Origin of the sequence: Zhihengliuella sp. ISTPL4, assembly GCF_002848265.1 — a bacterium.
Classification (GTDB): Bacteria; Actinomycetota; Actinomycetes; order Actinomycetales; family Microbacteriaceae; genus Microbacterium.
In genome coordinates this window covers 140,428-157,715 of the sequence record NZ_CP025422.1, presented here as the reverse complement: position 1 = coordinate 157,715, position 17,288 = coordinate 140,428, and the positions used below count along the sequence as shown (strand labels likewise).

15 protein-coding genes are annotated in these 17,288 nt (G+C 70.0%); 2 read left to right on the top strand and 13 right to left on the bottom strand.

Going from position 1 to position 17,288, the window contains the following annotated elements; genetic code table 11:
* Both mgrA and rsmA read right to left on the bottom strand, forming a co-directional pair.
* Positions 1-1,068, bottom strand: coding sequence for an L-glyceraldehyde 3-phosphate reductase (mgrA, locus tag CYL12_RS00710; protein ID WP_101844634.1), 1,068 nt, complete (start codon positions 1,066-1,068; stop codon positions 1-3).
* A 9-nt stretch (positions 1,069-1,077) separates the two neighbouring features.
* The gene (gene rsmA / locus CYL12_RS00705) at positions 1,078-1,947 is read right to left on the bottom strand and encodes a 16S rRNA (adenine(1518)-N(6)/adenine(1519)-N(6))-dimethyltransferase RsmA (RefSeq protein WP_101844632.1); all 870 of its coding nucleotides are present in this window, start codon (positions 1,945-1,947) and stop codon (positions 1,078-1,080) included.
* Between the two features lie 73 nt (positions 1,948-2,020).
* Between rsmA and CYL12_RS00700 the strand changes: the two genes are divergently transcribed.
* Complete coding sequence (locus CYL12_RS00700) at positions 2,021-3,307, top strand: MFS transporter (RefSeq protein WP_101844628.1); 1,287 nt, start codon at positions 2,021-2,023, stop codon at positions 3,305-3,307.
* On the opposite strand, the gene CYL12_RS00695 is transcribed toward CYL12_RS00700, so the two are convergent.
* The 10 genes from CYL12_RS00695 to rsmI form a co-directional block, all read right to left on the bottom strand.
* Positions 3,286-4,182, bottom strand: coding sequence for a TatD family hydrolase (locus CYL12_RS00695; RefSeq protein WP_101844627.1), 897 nt, complete (start codon positions 4,180-4,182; stop codon positions 3,286-3,288). The two genes, CYL12_RS00700 and CYL12_RS00695, sit on opposite strands and share 22 nt — an antisense overlap.
* A gap of 16 nt (positions 4,183-4,198) precedes the next feature.
* Positions 4,199-5,776 (bottom strand): methionine--tRNA ligase, encoded by a 1,578-nt coding sequence (gene metG, locus CYL12_RS00690; protein ID WP_101844626.1) that lies wholly within the window; start codon positions 5,774-5,776, stop codon positions 4,199-4,201.
* Positions 5,777-5,825: 49 nt separating this feature from the next.
* The gene (locus CYL12_RS00685) at positions 5,826-6,995 is read right to left on the bottom strand and encodes a glycoside hydrolase family 1 protein (RefSeq protein WP_101844624.1); all 1,170 of its coding nucleotides are present in this window, start codon (positions 6,993-6,995) and stop codon (positions 5,826-5,828) included.
* A gap of 41 nt (positions 6,996-7,036) precedes the next feature.
* Positions 7,037-8,746 (bottom strand): ABC transporter ATP-binding protein, encoded by a 1,710-nt coding sequence (locus CYL12_RS00680; protein ID WP_233486799.1) that lies wholly within the window; start codon positions 8,744-8,746, stop codon positions 7,037-7,039.
* Positions 8,743-9,675 (bottom strand): ABC transporter permease, encoded by a 933-nt coding sequence (locus CYL12_RS00675; protein WP_101844620.1) that lies wholly within the window; start codon positions 9,673-9,675, stop codon positions 8,743-8,745. The genes CYL12_RS00680 and CYL12_RS00675 overlap by 4 nt, the downstream gene beginning before the upstream one ends.
* Positions 9,672-10,652 carry an ABC transporter permease gene (locus tag CYL12_RS00670; RefSeq protein WP_101844618.1) on the bottom strand — a complete coding sequence of 327 codons (981 nt, stop codon included), beginning with the start codon at positions 10,650-10,652 and terminating at the stop codon, positions 9,672-9,674. Before CYL12_RS00670 ends, CYL12_RS00675 begins: the two co-directional genes overlap by 4 nt.
* On the bottom strand, positions 10,649-12,313 hold the full coding sequence (locus CYL12_RS00665; protein ID WP_101844616.1) for an ABC transporter substrate-binding protein: 1,665 nt from the start codon (positions 12,311-12,313) through the stop codon (positions 10,649-10,651). Before CYL12_RS00665 ends, CYL12_RS00670 begins: the two co-directional genes overlap by 4 nt.
* Before the next feature lie 155 nt (positions 12,314-12,468).
* Complete coding sequence (locus CYL12_RS00660; RefSeq protein WP_101844615.1) at positions 12,469-13,563, bottom strand: LacI family DNA-binding transcriptional regulator; 1,095 nt, start codon at positions 13,561-13,563, stop codon at positions 12,469-12,471.
* A gap of 118 nt (positions 13,564-13,681) precedes the next feature.
* Entirely contained in the window at positions 13,682-14,308 is a 627-nt protein-coding gene (locus tag CYL12_RS00655) for a class I SAM-dependent DNA methyltransferase (RefSeq protein WP_199399167.1), read from the bottom strand.
* Positions 14,305-15,126 carry a 16S rRNA (cytidine(1402)-2'-O)-methyltransferase gene (gene rsmI / locus CYL12_RS00650; RefSeq protein ID WP_101844614.1) on the bottom strand — a complete coding sequence of 274 codons (822 nt, stop codon included), beginning with the start codon at positions 15,124-15,126 and terminating at the stop codon, positions 14,305-14,307. Before rsmI ends, CYL12_RS00655 begins: the two co-directional genes overlap by 4 nt.
* Positions 15,127-15,222: 96 nt before the next feature.
* Between rsmI and CYL12_RS00645 the strand changes: the two genes are divergently transcribed.
* A complete protein-coding gene (locus tag CYL12_RS00645) occupies positions 15,223-16,776 on the top strand; it encodes a dolichyl-phosphate-mannose--protein mannosyltransferase (protein WP_101844613.1) in 1,554 nt (517 codons plus the stop codon).
* 31 nt (positions 16,777-16,807) lie between these two features.
* Here the strand turns inward: CYL12_RS00645 and CYL12_RS00640 are convergent, their stop codons facing one another.
* The gene (locus CYL12_RS00640) at positions 16,808-17,287 is read right to left on the bottom strand and encodes an Lrp/AsnC family transcriptional regulator (RefSeq protein WP_101844612.1); all 480 of its coding nucleotides are present in this window, start codon (positions 17,285-17,287) and stop codon (positions 16,808-16,810) included.
* Between the last annotated feature and the right edge of the window lies 1 nt (position 17,288).

Genomic DNA, 17,288 nt, shown 5'->3' with positions numbered 1-17,288 from the left:
TCACAGGTCGGACGAGGTCGCCCACAAGTTGACGTCGATGGCGCCGGCGAGCTCGTCGATGCGGCGGAGCTCCTCTTCGGTGAAGGCAGGCCCGTCCAGGGCCGCGAGGTTCTCGTCGAGCTGCTCCGTGCGGGAGGCGCCGATGAGGGCCGAGGCGACGACCGGGGAGCGCAACGTCCACTGCAGCGCGAGCTGCGCGAGCGATTGTCCTCGTCCCTTCGCGACCTCGTTCAACGCGCGGAGCGTCTGGACGGCATCGTCGGTCAGCTTGCCCTCGGGAAGGGAACGGCGCTGCTGCGCGCGCTCGGCCGTGCCGTCGCCGAGGTACTTGTCGGTGAGTAGCCCCTGGGCGAGCGGGGTGAAGGCGATGGCGCCGAGACCCGACTCCTCCAAGGTCTGCGTGAGGCCGTCCTCGATCCAGCGGTTGAGGATCGAGTACGCGGGCTGGTGGATGACGAGCGGCGTGCCCAGCTCCTTCGCCGCCGCGACGGCCTCGGCCGTTCGCTCCGCACTGTACGAGGAGATGCCGACGTAGAGCGCCTTGCCCTGGCGGACCAGGGTGTCCAGCGCTCCAACGGTCTCAGCGATCGGGGTGACCGGATCGACGCGGTGGGAGTAGAAGATGTCGACGTATTCCAGCCCCATGCGGGTGAGGGACTGCTCGGCGCTCGCGAGGATGTACTTCCGGCTCGCGTAGTCGCCGTACGGGCCGGGCCACATGTCCCAGCCGGCCTTCGACGAGATGATCAGCTCGTCGCGGTACGGACGCAGGTCCTCCGCGAAGATCCGGCCGAAGTTCTTCTCTGCCGAGCCGTAGGGCGGACCGTAGTTGTTCGCCAGGTCGAAGTGCGTGATCCCCCTGTCGAACGCGTGGCGGAGGAGCGCCCGCTGGTTGTCGAGCGGGATGTTGTCGCCGAAGTTCCACCAGAGCCCGAGCGAGATCGGCGGGAGGTAGAGGCCGGAGGAACCGACCTGACGGTACGCGAATCGTCCGTAGCGGCCCTCGTCGGCGGCGTACGGACGGTGCAGCTCGGGGACATCGGGGCGGAAGCGGGGGGAGTCGGTCACGGTGCCAGATTAGCCGCTGACGCCGGAACCCTCGATCGCCGTTGCGTGCTGGGCGATCCGCTGGTAGTCGTCGACCGTGAGGTCCTCCCCCCGCGCTGTCGGGGCGACGCCGGCGGCGGTCAGCACCTCGGTCGCCGCGGCCGAGCTGCCGAAGATAGCGGAGAGGGCCTGCCGCAGCATCTTGCGCCGCTGGTTGAAGGCCGCGTCGACGATGGCGAAGGTGCGCCGGCGCTCCTCCACCGACCCGCGCTCCCCCTCGGAGCGGTCGAAGCCGACGAGGAGACTGTCCACGTTGGGCACCGGCCAGAAGACCTGACGGGAGACGTTCCCGGTGAGCTTCCACTCGCCGTACCAGGCGGCCTTGACACTGGGCGAGCCGTAGATCTTCGATCCGGGCTTGGCGGCGAGCCGCTCGGCCACCTCCGCCTGCACCATGACGACGCCCCGCTGCAGGTACGGGAACGTCTCCAGGAAGTGCAGCAGCACCGGCACCGAGACGTTGTACGGCAGGTTCGCGACGAGGACGGTCGGCTCGCCGGGCAGCTCCGTCACGCGGAGGGCGTCCGCGTCGACCACCGTCAGCATCCCCTCCGGCACGCCGTGCTCGGCCGCGGTCTGCGGCAGGCGGGCCGCCAGGCGGTGGTCGATCTCCACGGCGGTGACCGCGGCCCCCGCCTCGAGGATCGCGAGGGTCAGGGACCCGAGTCCCGGTCCGACCTCGACCACCCGCTCCCCCGGCTGCACGCGGGCGGCCTGGACGATCTTGCGGACGGTGTTCGCGTCGACGACGAAGTTCTGTCCGAGCTTCTTGGTGGGGGTGACATCGAGCGCGGCGGCCAGACGGCGGATCTCGGTGGCCCCGAGCAAGGTGACGGTCATGGTCCCATTCTCCCGGATGACGGGCCGTGCCCGGTTCCTGGGCGAAGTCCGTCATCATCGCTATCCTTCGGGAGTGCCCTCCCTCGGTGAACTGATCGCTCCGCGGCGCCTGGGCAGGGACTTCCGCTGGCTGCTCGCATCGTCGTGGACGAGCAACATCGGAGACGGCGTGGCGTTGGCCGCCGCTCCCCTGCTCATCGCGTCGATGACGTCGTCGCCGATCCTCGTGGCCTCCGGCGCCATCCTGCAGTTCCTGCCGTGGCTGCTCTTCGGTCTGCACGCGGGGGCCATCGCCGACCGCTTCGATCGGCGGCGCCTGGTGATGACCGCCAACGCCGTACGCGCCGTCGTGCTCGCCGCCCTCTGCGTTTTCCTCGTGACGGGCACCGCGAACATCGGGATCGTGCTGGCGGTCGCCTTCCTCTACGGCACCGCCGAGGTCTTCGTCGACACCGCGGGGAGCACGCTGCTGCCGATGCTCGTGAAGCCCGCCGACCTCGGCATCGGGAACGCCCGCCTGCAGGCGGGATACCTCGTCGCGAACCAGTTCGCCGGACCGCCGCTGGGCGCGTTCCTCTTCGCGGCCGGGAGCGCGTGGCCGTTCCTCGTCGAGGTGCTGTGCGTGACGCTCGCGATCGTCCTGATATCCCGCATGGCGCGCACGCCCGTCCCGCCGCGGGAGACCGAGACCCACCCGCCCGTGCACACCGACATCGCCGAGGGGCTGCGCTGGCTGTGGCGCAACCCGCCGGTGCGGATGCTCGTGCTCATCATCCTCGTCTTCAACGTGACCTGGGCCGCCCCGTGGGGCGTGCTCGTGCTGTACGCCACCGAGCACCTGCAGATGGGGCCGGTGGGCTACGGCGCCCTCACCACGGCCTCCGCGGCGGGCGGCATCGTCGCGACCCTCAGCTTCGGCTGGCTGGAACGGCACGTGTCGTTCGCGACCCTGATGCGCGTCGTCCTCTCGCTGGAGGTGCTCATGCACCTCGCCTTCGCCCTGACCACCACGGGCGCGGTCGCCCTCGTCATCATGTTCTTCTTCGGCGCGTACGCCTTCGTCTGGGGCACGATCTCCACGACCGTGCGGCAGCGCCTCGTCCCCGCGCAACTGCAGGGCCGCGTCGCCTCCGTCAACATGGTCGGCGTGTTCGGCGGCATGATCGTCGGCCAGGCCCTCGGCGGCGTCATCGCGCAGACCTGGGGGCTGACGGCGCCCTGGTGGTTCGCCTTCGGCGGGGCGGCGATCACCCTGCTGCTGGTGTGGAAACCCATCTCGCACATCGTCAGCGCGAAGCCGGTCGCCGAGACCGGACCCGAGGACGTCGAGCCGGACGGTCAGTCGGCGAACGAGCCGTAGACCCGCAGCGTGTTCTCGGCGAGCTGCGCGGAGAGCTCGTCCACATCCAGATCGAGCTCGCCGGCCAGGAAGCGCACCGTGAGCGGCACGAGGTACGGCGCGTTCGGGCGACCCCGCAGCGGGACCGGCGTGAGGAACGGGGCGTCCGTCTCGACGAGGAGGCGGTCGAGCGGGGTGACCTTCAGCGCGTCACGCAGGTTCTGGGCGTTCTTGAACGTCACGTTCCCGGCGAAGGACAGGTAGTACCCGGCCTCGGCGCAGACCCGGGCCATCGCATCGTCGCCCGAGAAGCAGTGGAACACGGTGCGCTCCGGGGCGCCGACCCGTGTCAGCGTCTCGAGCACGGCCTCATGCGCATCCCTGTCGTGGATCTGCATCGCGATGCCGTGCTTCTTGGCGAGGGCGATGTGCGCCTCGAAGGAGGCGAACTGCGGCGCGCGGCGCTCCGGTTCGGTGCGGAAGAAGTCGAGCCCCGTCTCGCCGATCGCGCGCGTGCGCGGATGGGCGGCGAGCTCGTCGATCACGGCGAGCGCCTCATCGAGGCGGCCCTCCTCCGCGTACGTCGGGGCGTCGTTCGGGTGGATGGCGACCGCGGCGAGGACCCGCGGATCCGACGCGGCGGCCTCGACCGCCCAGCGGGACGACTCGATGTCGCCGGACGCCTGCACGACGCCGATGACGCCGACGGCCTCGGCCTGGTCGAGCTGTTCGACGAGCGAGAGCCCCTGGGTTCCTGAGCCTGTCGAAGGGCCATCGGCGATCTCGAGATGCGCGTGGTTGTCGTACACTGGCACCACGAGGGGCTCCGGGGCCGCCGGGTAGCTCCGGTCCTTGCGCCCGTCGCCCGAGCGCTCGCGCACGTAGGTCTCCGCCATGTGTCCTACCCGGATGTCAGGCCGTGGACTCCACGCGCGGGAACAGCGGCGCGAGGCCGTTGACGCTCGTGCCCGGCTTCAGCGCACCCCAGGCTCCCGCCTCACGGATGGGCTGGTCCTGCAGCCGTCCGAGGGTCTCCGCGGCGCCGAGCGCGATCCACAGCTTCTCGGTCGACTGCGGCATCACCGGCGACAGCAGCACGGCGAGCGCCCGCAGCCCCTCGGCGCAGGTGTAGAGCACGGTGCCCAGACGCTCGCGCTGGTCCTCGTCGCGGGCGAGCGCCCACGGCTCGTTCTCCGTGATGTACCCGTTGAGCGCGTCGACGATGGTCCAGATCGCGGAGATCGCCTCGTCGATGCGGAACTGGCCGACCGCGGCGTCCGCCTTCGTCGCAGCGTCCGCGACGATTCGCTGGATCGCGAGGTCGGCCTCGGTGTACTCGGCCGCCGGGGGCACGATGCCCTCGAAGTACTTCTCGATCATCGCGGTCGTGCGGGAGGCGAGGTTGCCGAAGCCGTTCGCGAGCTCTGCCTGGTACCGCGCGGAGAGGTCCTCCCAGGAGAAGGAGCCGTCCTGACCGAACGCGATCGCCGACAGGAAGTAGAAGCGGTAGGCGTCGGAGCCGAAGACATCGGTGATCTCGGTCGGCGCGATGCCGGTGAGCTTCGACTTCGACATCTTCTCGCCGCCGACGAGCAGCCAGCCGTGCGCGAATACGCCCTTCGGCACGTCGAGCCCCGCCGCCATCAGCAGAGCCGGCCAGATGACGGCGTGGAAGCGCAGGATGTCCTTGCCGACCACGTGGTAGGCCGGCCAGCGCCGCGCGAAGGTCTCCTCGTCGGAGCCGTAGCCGACGGCGGTGGCGTAGTTGAGCAGGGCGTCGACCCACACGTAGATGACGTGCGACTCGTCCCACGGCAGCGGGATGCCCCAGTCGAAGGTCGAGCGGGAGATCGAGAGGTCCTTCAGGCCCTGGCTCACGAACGAGACGACCTCGTTGCGCGCCGAGTCGGGGCGCACGAAGTCGGGCTCCGTCTTGTACAGCTCGAGCAGGCGATCCTGGAACTCGCTGAGCTTGAAGAAGTAGTTCTTCTCCTGCAGCAGCTCCAGCGGCTTGGAGTGGATCGCGCAGACCTTCAGCCCCTCGAAGGGGCCCGTGCCGTCGACGATCTCCGATTCCGGCTTGAACTCCTCGCAGCCCACGCAGTAGAGCGCCTCGTACTCGCCGGCGTAGATGTAGCCACGGTCATAGAGCCGCTGGAAGAACGTCTGCACGTTCGTCTCGTGGCGCTCCTGCGTGGTGCGGATGAAGTCGTCGTTCGCGACGTCGAGGGTCTTCAGCAGCGGGAACCAGCTCTCGCTGACGAGCTTGTCGACCCATTCCTGCGGGGTGACGCCGTTCGCCGCCGCGGCCCGCAGCATCTTCTGACCGTGCTCGTCCGTTCCCGTGAGCATCCACGTGTCGTCCCCCGCCTGGCGGTGCCACCGCGCGAGGGTGTCGACGGCCACCGTCGTGTACCCGTGGCCGATGTGCGGCACATCGGAGGGGTAGTAGATGGGCGTGGTGATGTAGAAGGAGTCGCCAGCGGGCATGGGGACAATTCTAGGTGCCCCCATGCCCGTGGTTACGCCGTGCGGCCCGTCAGAGCCCATTGCGGCGGGCGACCTCGCCGAGCCAGGCCAGCGAGGGCTTCGGGAACCGCTCGAAGGTCTCGTGGTCGAAGCCGATGAGACCGAACGTCGGCCGGAACCCGCTCGCCCACTCGTAGTTGTCCAGCGCGCTCCAGTGCTGGTAGGCGCGGACCTCGATGCCATCGCTGATGGCGCGGTGCAGCCCCTCCAGCGCTCCCTGCGTGTAGGCGATGCGCCGGGTGTCGTCGGCCGTCGCGATGCCGTTCTCCGTGACGAGCACGGGAACGCCGCCGCTGCGCTCCCACGCGCTCCGGACGCCCAGCTCGAGGGCCTCGGGGAAGAACTCCCAGCCCGTGAGCGTCGTCTCCACGTCCGGCGACACCGGCAGGGGCCCCTCCGGACCGATGAAGGTGCGGGTATAGGCCTGCACGCCCACGAAGTCGTCTCCGGCGGACTGCTCCAGGTACCAGTGGTCGCGCGGGTCGCCGTACGTCGCGAGCATCTCGTCCGCGCCGGGCTCGCCGGTGGAGTGGAAGGCCTGGGTGGCGATCGTCCAGCCTGCCTGCGCCCCGGGCACCGTGTGCAGGATCTCGGACGCGCGCCGGTGGGCCGTCAGCAGGGTGTCCGCGACGCCGAGGTCGGGGTTCGGCAGGCCGTAGGCGACGAGGTTCGCCGCGTCCTCTCCCCCGGCCAGCATCGCCGCGATGTTCGGCTCGTTGATCGTGCACACGTAGCGCACGCCGTCGAGGATCGGCAGCACGGTCTCCACGTAGCGGGAGAACAGGTCCACCGCGTCGTCGGCACGCCAGAAGCCGTCCTTCTGGAACCACTGCGGCACCGTGAAGTGCATGAGGGTGACCGTCGGGTCCAGCCCGTTCTCCCTGGCGGTGTCGATCATGCGGCGGTAGTGGTCGAGCATCGCCCGCGAGACGAACCCGCGCTCCGGCTCGATCCGCGCCCACTCGACCGAGAACCGGTAGGAGTTCAGCCCGGCCTCGGCGAGCAGCCGCATGTCCTCCGGGTAGCGGTGGAAATGGTCGGCGGCGTCACCGGAGGGCTCGGCCATGGGCGAGTCGGGCGCGTGTTCCATCGCCCACCAGTTGCTCGTGGTGTTGTTGCCCTCCACCTGATGGGCGGCGGTCGCGGCACCCCAGAGGAAGCCGTCGGGGAATGCGAGCACGGATGCGCTCCTCTCTCTTTCTTGCAGTCGTTCGGTGCGCGTCAGCGGGCGCGGGCGGGGTTCGGCACGGCGTCGAGCAGTTCGACGGTGTACGGGTCCTCCGGATGCTGCAGCACCTGCGAGGTCTCGCCTCGCTCGACGACGCGGCCGCTGTTGAGCACGAGGATGTTCTCGGTGACGAGCCGCGCGCTCAGCAGATCGTGGGTGATGTAGAGCATGCTGATGCCCCACCGTTCGCGGAGGTCCTCCAGCAGCGCGAGCACGCCGGCGCGGAGCGACACGTCGAGCATCGACACCGGCTCGTCCGCGATGAGCACCTGCGGGTCGCTCGCGAGCGCCCTGGCGATCACCACGCGCTGCCGCTGCCCGCCGGAGAGCTGGTGCGGCAGCTTGGCGGCGAACTGCTCGACGGGCGTCAGGCCCACCGTCTCCAGCAGTTCGAGCACACGGGCCCTGGCCTCCGCCCCGCGCAGCCTCGTGTAGTTCACGACGGGACGGGTCAGTGCGTACTCGACGGTGTGCAGCGGGTTCAGGGCCGCGTACGGATCCTGGAACACCATCTGCACGTCCTTGCGGAGGTCGCGGAGGCCTCGGCGCTTCAGGGACGCGACGTCGGTATCGCCGAACCGGATGCTGCCGGAGGTCGGCTTCTCGACACCGGTGAGCATCTTCGCGATCGTCGACTTGCCCGATCCGGAGGCACCGACGAGCGCCAGCGCCTCTCCCGGCTCCAGGCGGAAGGACACGTCGTCGACCGCGACGACGGGATCCTGACCGCGGCGCGGTGCCGGATAGCGCTTGGTCACGCCGTCCACGACGATCGCGGCATCGGCCCGGCGGGCGTCCCGCGGAGACACGGTCGGCAGGGTCTCGGTGACGTCCGTGCGGCTGCGTCCCTCCCGGCGGCGGGTGCCGAGATCGACGAACCCGGGGATCTCGATCTTCTCGGCGCGCGGGTCGGCGTAGTGGCTCAGCAGCATCCGGGTGTAGTCATCCTGCGGGCGATGCAGGATGTCCTGGCTGGGGGCGTCCTCCACGATGCGGCCCTCGTGCATCACCATCACCCGATCGGTCGCCTCGAGGACGATGCCGAGGTCGTGGCTGATGAGGATCGCCGTGAAGCGCTCGGACCGCTGCAGCTCCTGGATCGTGTCCATGACCGCATGCTGGACGAGCACGTCGAGCGCCGTGGTGGGCTCGTCGAACACCATCAGCTGGGGTTCGAGCGAGAGGGCGAGGGCGATCGAGGCGCGCTGCCGCATGCCGCCGGAGAGCTCACCGGGGTACCGGTCGAGCACCTCCGGCTTCAGCCCCACCTTGCCGACGAGCTCCCGCGCCCTGGCCTGGCGCTGCTCGGCGGGCACATGACCGTGCGCGGCGAAGATGTCCCGGAAGTGGTTGCCCACGGTGCGGACAGGGTTCAGCGCGTTCATGCCGGACTGCAGCACCATCGCGAAGCCACCCTGCCGCTGACGTCGCAGCTCCTCGGCATCGAGCTCGCGGATGTCGCGACCGTCGAAGAGGATGCGTCCGCCGCTGATGCGCGCCGGCGGCTTCTGCAGCCGCGTGAGGGCGAAGCCCAGCGTGGACTTGCCTGACCCGGACTCGCCGACGAGCCCGACGAACTCGCCGCGCCGGAGCGTGAACGACACGTCGCGCACGGCCGGCACCGGCTCCTGCCCCGGGGAGGCGTACTCCACGGAGAGCGACCGGACATCGAGGAGGATCTCGTCGTGCTCCATAGCGCTCATCGGCCCTTCCCTTCGCGGAGGCGCGGATTGGAGATGCCGTCCACGCCGAAGTTGATGAGTGTGAGGCTGAGGGCGAGCAGCGCGATGCACAGACCGGGCGCGAACAGCAGCAGCCACTGGCCGGTGAGCAGGGAGTTCGAGTTCTGCGCCCAGTAGAGCATCGTGCCCCAGCTGACGATGCTGGAGTCGCCGAGGCCGAGGAACTCCAGCCCCGCCTCCGCGAGGATCGCCGCCGTCGCCGCCCCGAAGAGCGTGCCGGCGATGATCGACGTCATGTTCGGCAGGATCTCGCGGAAGACGATGCGCGCCCTGCTGTCTCCGGAGAACTGCGCCGAGGTGACGAAGTCATTGCCGCGGAGGGACTGGGTCTGGCTGCGCAGCACACGGGCCCCCCAGGCCCATCCGGTCACGACGATCACGGCGATGATCATGAGGATGCCACCGTTCTGCAGGTAGGCCGCGATCACGATCATCAGCGGAAGTCCGGGGATCACGAGGAAGAGGTTCACGATGAACCCGACGACCTCGCCCGCGAAGCCGCGCATGTACCCCCAGCTCAGGCCGATGAGCACGGCGACGATCGTGGAGAGGAGTCCCGCTGCGAAGCCGACGAGGAGGCTGACCTGCGCGCCGTAGATGAGCTGGCTGAGCACGTCCTCCCCGGCCGCGGTCGTGCCGAGCCAGTGCTTCCACGAGGCGTCGGCGTTGCGCGGGAACCCGTTCTCCTTCGGTCCGTACGGCGCCAGGAGCGGGGCGAACACGGCGACGAGGACGAAGAACGCGAGGAGGCAGAGGCCGATGCGGGCCTTGCCGTTGGACCACAGGGTGCCGACCATGCGGCCGAAGGCGCGCCAGGGGCTGGGCGCCGCGATGCGGGTGGTGGGGACCTTGACGGTCACGGTGCTGGGGGTGGGGTTCGGAGTCGTCATCGTCGAGTCCTCGGGTCGAGAACCCCGTAGAGGATGTCCACGAGGAAGTTGGCGATGAGCACGCTCACGGTGATCATCAGGAAGAGCGCCTGCATGAGCGGGTAGTCCTGCCCGATCACGGCGTTGAACAGCAGGTAGCCGATGCCCGGGTATCCGAACACCTGCTCGACGAGGATCGAGCCGCCCACCACGCCGCCGAGCGTGAGCCCGAAGCCGGTGAGGTTCGGCAGGATCGCGTTGCGGGCCGCGTAGCGGAGGGCGATCGTGCGGCCGCGGAGGCCGTTCGCCTCGCCGAAGGTGATGTAGTCCTCGCCGAGCGTGTTGATCATCGCGTTGCGCATGCCGATGATCCAGCCGCCGAGGGAGGTGAGGAGGATCGTCAGCGCCGGAAGGAACGCGTGCCGGACGAGGTCGACGATGAAGTCCCAGGTGAACCCCGGGGTGGTCGTCGCCGAGTAGGCGCCGGTGGTCGGGAACCAGTGCAGCACGTAGCCGAGGAAGAACAGCAGCAGCAGCGCCGTCCAGAAGTACGGGAACGTGCTGAGGAACGACCCGGTCAGCGTCGGCAGCGAGTCCAGCCAGGTCCCGCGCCGCCAGGCGGCCATCACGCCGATCAGCGTGCCGATCACGAACGCGAGGATCGTGACGATGCCCACGAGGCCGAGCGTGTAGGGCAGCGCGGTGGAGACCATGCTCGACACGGTCTGCGGGTAGAACGTGTACGAGACGCCGAAGTCGAGGCGCACGACCTGGCCGAGGTAGGCCACGTACTGATCCCACACGGAGCCGGTCGGCACCCCGAGCTGGGCCTCGATCGCCGCGCGCGTGGCGTCGGAGACCGGACCGTTCTGGGAGAGCTTCGCGATCGCGGCGTCGGCGGGAGAGCCGGGCATGAGTCGCGGGAGGAAGAAGTTCAGGGTGATCGCGGCCCACAGGGTGAGCACGAACAGGCCGATCTTCTGGAGGACGTACTTCACTGGTCTCCCCCGTCCGTGCGCTTCAGATGGGTGAAGATCCCCAGCGGCGCCGAGTCGTAGTTCTGCGGGATCATGTACGGATCGTCCGCGGAGGGCCAGCCGGTGAACTTCGCGTCGTTGAACAGCCCCCAGATCCCGCCGTAGTACATGCCGATCACGGGGACCTCCTCGTACACGATGCTCTGCAGCTCATGCACGATCTCGGTCTGGCGGTCGGGATCGATCGTCGCGCGGTACTCCTCCAGGAGGGCATCGGCCTCCGGGGAACGGTAGCGTTCGAAGTTGTTGGTGGTGACCTCCCCGGCCGGCACGTAGAAGTCGCTGGAGAGCAGGCTGTTGTAGGCCTGGTACACGTCGCCGTTGCCCATGCCGCCGATCGCCATCTCGAAGTCGCCGGTACCGATCGCGCTCTGGTACCCCGCGGGCTGCGGGAGCTTGAGCGACACCTTGACGCCGATGTCAGCGAGCTGGCGCTGCACGGTCTGGGCGGCGCGCGTCCAGTCCGAGAATCCGTTGGCGGTGGTCAGCGAAAACGCGAGCTGTTCACCGTCCTGGCCGACGAGCCGGTCGCCCTGCAGGGTGTAGCCGGACTCGGCGAACGCCGCGAGCGCGGCGTCGCGGTCCTGCGTGAGCATGCCCTGATCCGGGATCTCCGGGTCGAGGTACTGCTCCTGGTTGGGCAGGATGAGACCGGTCTGACCTGCGGGCTGCATGTACCCCTCGGAGGCGGTCTCCGCGATCTCCTCCCGGTCGAGCGCGAACGCGATGCCCCGGCGGACGTTCACGTCGTCGAAGGGGGCGACCTCGAGATTCGGCACGAGAGAGATGACGCCGCCCGGCGGGAACCACCAGGTGTTGTCTGGACTCGCCGCCCCCCACGTGCCCTCGACGTCGGAGATGAACGAGTACGCCCAGTCGTACCCGCGGGTCACGGTGTCGAGCTGGGTGTTCGTGGCCGGCAGGATGATGTGCTCGATCTCGATCTTGTCCGCCTGCCAGTAGTCCGGGTTGCGGTCCATCGAGTACTGCTGGTCGTTGTAGTTGCCGAGCACGAACGGTCCGGTGCCGACCGGCTCCTCGTTGCGCCAGGTGGCCGGATCCTCCACGTCGGCCCACAGGTGCTCGGGGACGATCATGGTCTGCCCGAGGATCGACAGCGAAGGCGCGTCGTCGCTCTGCAGGTGGAAGATCACGTCGTCGCCGTCGACCTCGATGCGGTCGATGTGCTGCCACGCGCCCTTGATGTCGAGGGAGGGCTCATCTCTGATGAGCTGGAACGTGAAGGCCACATCCTCCGGGGTGAGGGGCTCGCCGTCGCTCCACTCCACGCCGTCGCGGACCGTCATCACGATCGTGCGGGCGTCGGGCTGGGTCCATTCGGACGCGAGCCACGGGGTGAGCTCGCCATCGAGCGGGTTCACCAGGATGAGCGGCTCGTAGATCCACCGCGAGGCGGTCCGGGTGTTCGTGAGGTAGGGGTTGAAGTTCTGCGTGAAGAACGGGTTGCCCTTGTCGGCGTTGATGAGCATCGTGTCGTCGCCGATCGAGGGGTCGGGCTGCGAGCTGATCTGGATGCTGCAGCCGCTGAGCGCGACCGCTGCGGCCGCGAGCCCCACGACGGCGGCGCGGCGCCAGCGTCGGAAGGTGTGCGTCTCTGCCACTGGATGACCTCATGTCGTCTCTGTCATGAAGGGCGCCCCGGGGGGTGGGGAGTCCTGCCGGCCGAAGCCGTACACGAGATTGTAAGCGCATACATTTCGAATCGGCAACCCCTTGACGGCCCGGGGATGCTCTCGGGCGGCGCGTTCGCGACGGCTCAGACCGGGCGTCTGGAGCTCTCGCGGAGCAGGACCTGCAGGGGCAGAGTCGCGGTCAGCGGCGGGGCATCCGGGTGCTCCAGTCGCCGCGCGAGCACCTGCACGGCCGCGCGACCCAGATCGATCATCGGCTGGCGGATCGTGGTCAGCGGCGGCGAGGCCAGAGTCGCCGCCTCGATGCCATCGAAGCCGGTCAGGAGCACGTCGTCCGGCACCCGTACGCCCGCGCTCCGGAAGACGTCCATGGCGCCGAGGGCCATCTGGTCGTTGGCGGCGATCAGCGCGGCGGGCACGCCATCGCGCAGGAGGTCCTCCCCCACTCTGCGGCCGGAGGCGCGGGTGAAGTCGCCCCGCAGCGCGCGCACCGCGCGCGGGTCGCGACCCGCCGCGGCGAGCGCGGCCGACACCCCCTGCCACCGCTGCTCGGCGTCCGGCGAGTCGACCGGCCCGGCGAGGAAGACGATCTCCCCCTCGCCGACCTGAGACAGCACATGGCGGGTCAGCTCCCCCATCGCCTCGGCATTGCTCACCGTGACATGGTCGTAGGAGTCGCCCCGCGGCGGCCCGGACAGCACGACCACCGGAATCCGGCGGGCCAGCCGCGCGAGCACCTCGTCCGGAACGCTGCGCGCGAGCACCATGAGCCCGTCCACCCGGCCGGCCATGTCGCGGACGGTCGAGCGGTCGGGGTCGTCACGTCCGACGCCCACCATGAGCACGAACCCCTGCTTCCACGCCTCCAGCTCCGCACCCCGGAGGACCTCGTCGAGGAACAGCATCGGGGAGTGCGGCGCGTCCTGGTCATCCGACAGCACCGTGAACGGGGGGCGGGCGGCGACCGACAGCACATCGAGAGGCGGAGCGTCCTCAGCGGCGTCGAAGCCCGGGAAGTACAGCCCCAGCACCCCGGTCCGGCGCTCCGCGAGACCCCGGGCGCTGCCGCTGGGGACGTAGCCCAGCGCGGCGACCGCGTCGAGCACCCGTTCGCGGGTCACCGGGCGGACGGCCTCCGGCGAGCGCAGCACGCGCGAGACCGTCGCGATCGACACTCCGGCGCGGTCGGCGACGTCGTACACCGTCGCGGCCTTGCTCACGGGTGCTCCTCTCGGCACGGTGGGGGTTCTGGTCCCGGTTCTGGTTCTGGTTCTGGTTCTGGTTCTGTCAGCGTAGGACAGTCTGCAGAGCACGTCGCGGATCTGCGACGCGGGCAGATCAGGAGCGGCGGGCGCGGAGGGCGCCGTGGGGGCGGGAGCTGATCTCACCGGGCTCGCGCTCGCGGGTCTCGGACCACTGCACGTGCAGACCGGCGGTGGCGAGCAGCGGGGAGAGGGCTTCCGCGGTCCAGAAGTACGCGGGTGCGACGGCATGAGGGAAGGCGACGCGGGGTTCGCCGACGAAGAAGCCGAGGAGCAGGCTCCCTGCCGGGGCGAGCACCCGCGCGAACTCGGCGAACACGGCGGGGAGCTCCGCCGGAGACGTGTGGATCACGGAATACCAGGCGAGGACGCCGCCGACCGTGCCCGATGCCTGCGGCAGCGTCTGGAACGACCCGTGATGGAACGTGAGATGTGGATACTGCGTCCTCGCCCCCTCGACGAAGGCCGCCGAGAGGTCGATCCCCTCGACGTCGCGTCCAGCCCCGGGCTCTGCACCGCTACCCCCGTGCAGAAAGGCCGTCCAGTGCGCCGGCCCGCAGCCCGCGTCGAGCAGCCGCCCGGGGGTCTCGTCGCGCCACCGGCGGATGAGCTCCCGGTCCCGCGGATCCATCAGCTCCAGGTCTCCGGCGACCTCCCGGTACTCCGCGGCCCTCTCGTCGTAGGACCTCGCGACGGAGCTCACCGCGACCGCGCCGCGAGGGCCGCCTGGTAGAGGTCACGGGAGGACAGACCCGTCAGGGCCGCGACCTCGGACGCCGCGTCCTTCAGCCGAGTCCCGTCCGCGACCAGGGCCTGCACCTGAGCGAGAGCGTCCTCCGGGGAGGCGTCCCGCCGCGGCGCGCCCTCGACGACCACGACGATCTCACCCTTCACCCCGTCGGCAGCCCAGGCGGCGAGCTCGGACGCGGTGCCGCGACGGACCTCCTCGTACAGCTTCGTCAGCTCCCGGCACACGGCGATGCGGCGGTCCGCGCCGAACGCGGCCCCCATGTCGGTCAGAGTCGTCGCGAGACGCGAGGGCGACTCGAAGAACACCATCGTGCGCGGCTCGGCAGCGAGAGCGCAGAGGGTCGCCCGGCGCTCCCCCGGCTTCCGCGGCAGGAACCCCTCGAAGGTGAAGCGGTCCGTCGGGAGCCCCGAGATCGCCAGGGCCATGAGGACGGCACTGGGCCCCGGGATCGCGGTCACCGTGACCCCCTGTGCCACGGCCTCGGCGACCAGGCCGTATCCCGGGTCGCTCACGGTCGGCATGCCCGCATCACTCAGCACCACGAGGTCGGTCTCCGCGGCGAGCGCGGCCAGCTCTCCGGCCTTCTGCTTCTCGTTGTGGTCGTGCAGCGCGATCAGCCGGGGGCGGTTCTCGATCTTGAGGGCCTGCAGGAGGCGCTGGGTCGTGCGGGTGTCCTCCGCGACGACGATCTCCGCGTTCTCCAGCACCTCCACGAGCCGCCGCGACGCATCGCCCAGGTTTCCGATGGGGGTCGCGGCGAGGATGATCACCCGCCCAGCTTAGGCGCGGGCCTGAGGGGAGACGGTCGAGGCGGGACCGGAGCCGGCATACCGGGAGCGTCGAGCCGAGTTGTCTAGGCTGGACCGGTGACCGCGCCCGAGCCCCTGCTGCCCGCCCCCGAGGAGCGGCTCACGCGCTACGAGCGGCTCCGCGACCGCGTGCTGCACGCCCCGGACTGGGGCCGGGCGATCGGCTGGCTGGCCCCGCTGCTGCTCACCGCCTTCGCCGCGGTGCTGCGCCTGGCGAACGTCGGCCACCCGCACCAGCTCGCCTTCGACGAGACCTACTACGTCAAAGACGCCTGGTCGCTGTGGAGCCTCGGCTACGAGGGCGTCTGGGGTGAGAACGCGAACGACGCCTTCGTCACTCTGCAGGAGCTCCCGCTGACGAACAAGGGCGCCTTCATCGTGCACCCGCCGCTGGGCAAGTGGCTCATCGCCCTGGGCATGGCCATCGGCGGGCCGGACAACAGCGCCGGCTGGCGTCTCGCGACCGCCGTGCTCGGTGCCGCGTCGGTGCTGCTGGTCTACCTGATCGCCCGCCGCCTGACCGGCTCGGTGGTGGCAGCCACCGTGGCGGGCACGCTCCTCGCGATCGACGGCCTCAGCATCGTGATGAGCCGGATCGCGCTGCTCGACGGCATCCTCACCTTCTTCGTGCTGCTGGGCGTGCTGTTCGTGCTCATCGACCGCCAGCGCACGATCCCCCTGCTCGAACGCCGGGCCCCCGACGACGAGAACCCGCTGTGGGGACCGATCCTCTGGCGCCGCCCCTGGCTCGTCGCCGCAGGCCTCGCGCTCGGCGCCGCCGCCGCGGTGAAATGGTCGGGGCTGTACGTGCTCGCGGGCTTCGGACTCTACGTCGTCATCACCGATGCTCTCGCGCGGCGGCGCGGCGGGGTGGTCGTGTGGCCGGCGTCCGCGGTCTTCCGCCAGGGGCCGGTGTCGTTCATCCTCCTCGTCTTCCCCGCGCTCGCGGTGTACCTCGCGAGCTGGACCGGGTGGCTGGTGACGGCGAACGGCTACGACCGCGGCAGCGATCCGAACCCGTTCGTCGCTCTGTGGAACTACCACGAGGCCATGCTCGGTTTCCACGTGGGTCTCACCCGCGGACACCCGTACGCGAGCCCCGCGTGGGAGTGGCCCTTCCTGCTCCGCCCGACCGCGGTGTGGGTGGACAGCGACCCGACCGGCTGCGGCGTCGACCACTGCATCGGCGTGATCTCCGCGGTCCCCAACCCGCTCATCTGGTACGGCGGCGTCGCGGCCAGCGTGTACCTGCTCTACCGCCTCATCCGCGGCTGGATCACGCGGCAGCCCGTCGGCCCGGCGCTCAGCCTCCCGCTCGTGGGCCTCGCGGTGACGTACCTGCCGTGGCTGATGTTCCCTGACCGGACGATCTTCCAGTTCTACACGGTGGTGATGATGCCGTTCCTCGTGCTCGCGCTCACCGTCACGCTGCGGATCATCGCCGGGCGCCGGGAGGACCCGCTGTCGCGCCGCCAGTCGGGACAGCGGACCGTCCTGATCTTCCTCGCCGTCGTCGTCCTCGTCTCGGCGTTCTTCCTGCCGCTGTGGACGGGGATGAGCGTTCCCTACGACTTCTGGCGCCTGCACAACTGGCTGCCCGGCTGGGTCTGACCAGGGGTCTGACCGACGCCCCCAGCCGGGGTCAGGGGACCTCGTCGGCCACGTGCTCCACGAGCGGGAGCACGCGACCGGAGAGGTGCGTGCGCATGGCGATGGAGGACGCGGTCCGCGCGACGCCCGGCACGAGGGCCACCCGGTCCAGCACCTCCTGGAGCCGTGTCGCATCGCGGGCGACGAGCCGGAGCTGCATGTCGCTCGCGCCGGTCACCGTGTGCATGTCGACGATCTCCGGCACCGCGTCCGCCAGGGCGGTCGCGACGTCGTCGTGCCCCACCTTCTGATCGATCTCGACGAGACAGAACGCCACGACGCCATAGCCGAAGCCGGCGGGATCGATGCGCGGCACGATCGCCTCGATCACGCCACCTTCGTGCAGGCGCGCGAGACGGCTGGTAGCCGTTCCCCGCGCGATGCCCAGCCGGCGCGCGCACTCGAGGAGAGGCAGCTGCGGCGACTCCGTCAGCAGCCGGATCAGCGCGGCGTCGAGACGATCGATCCGCACG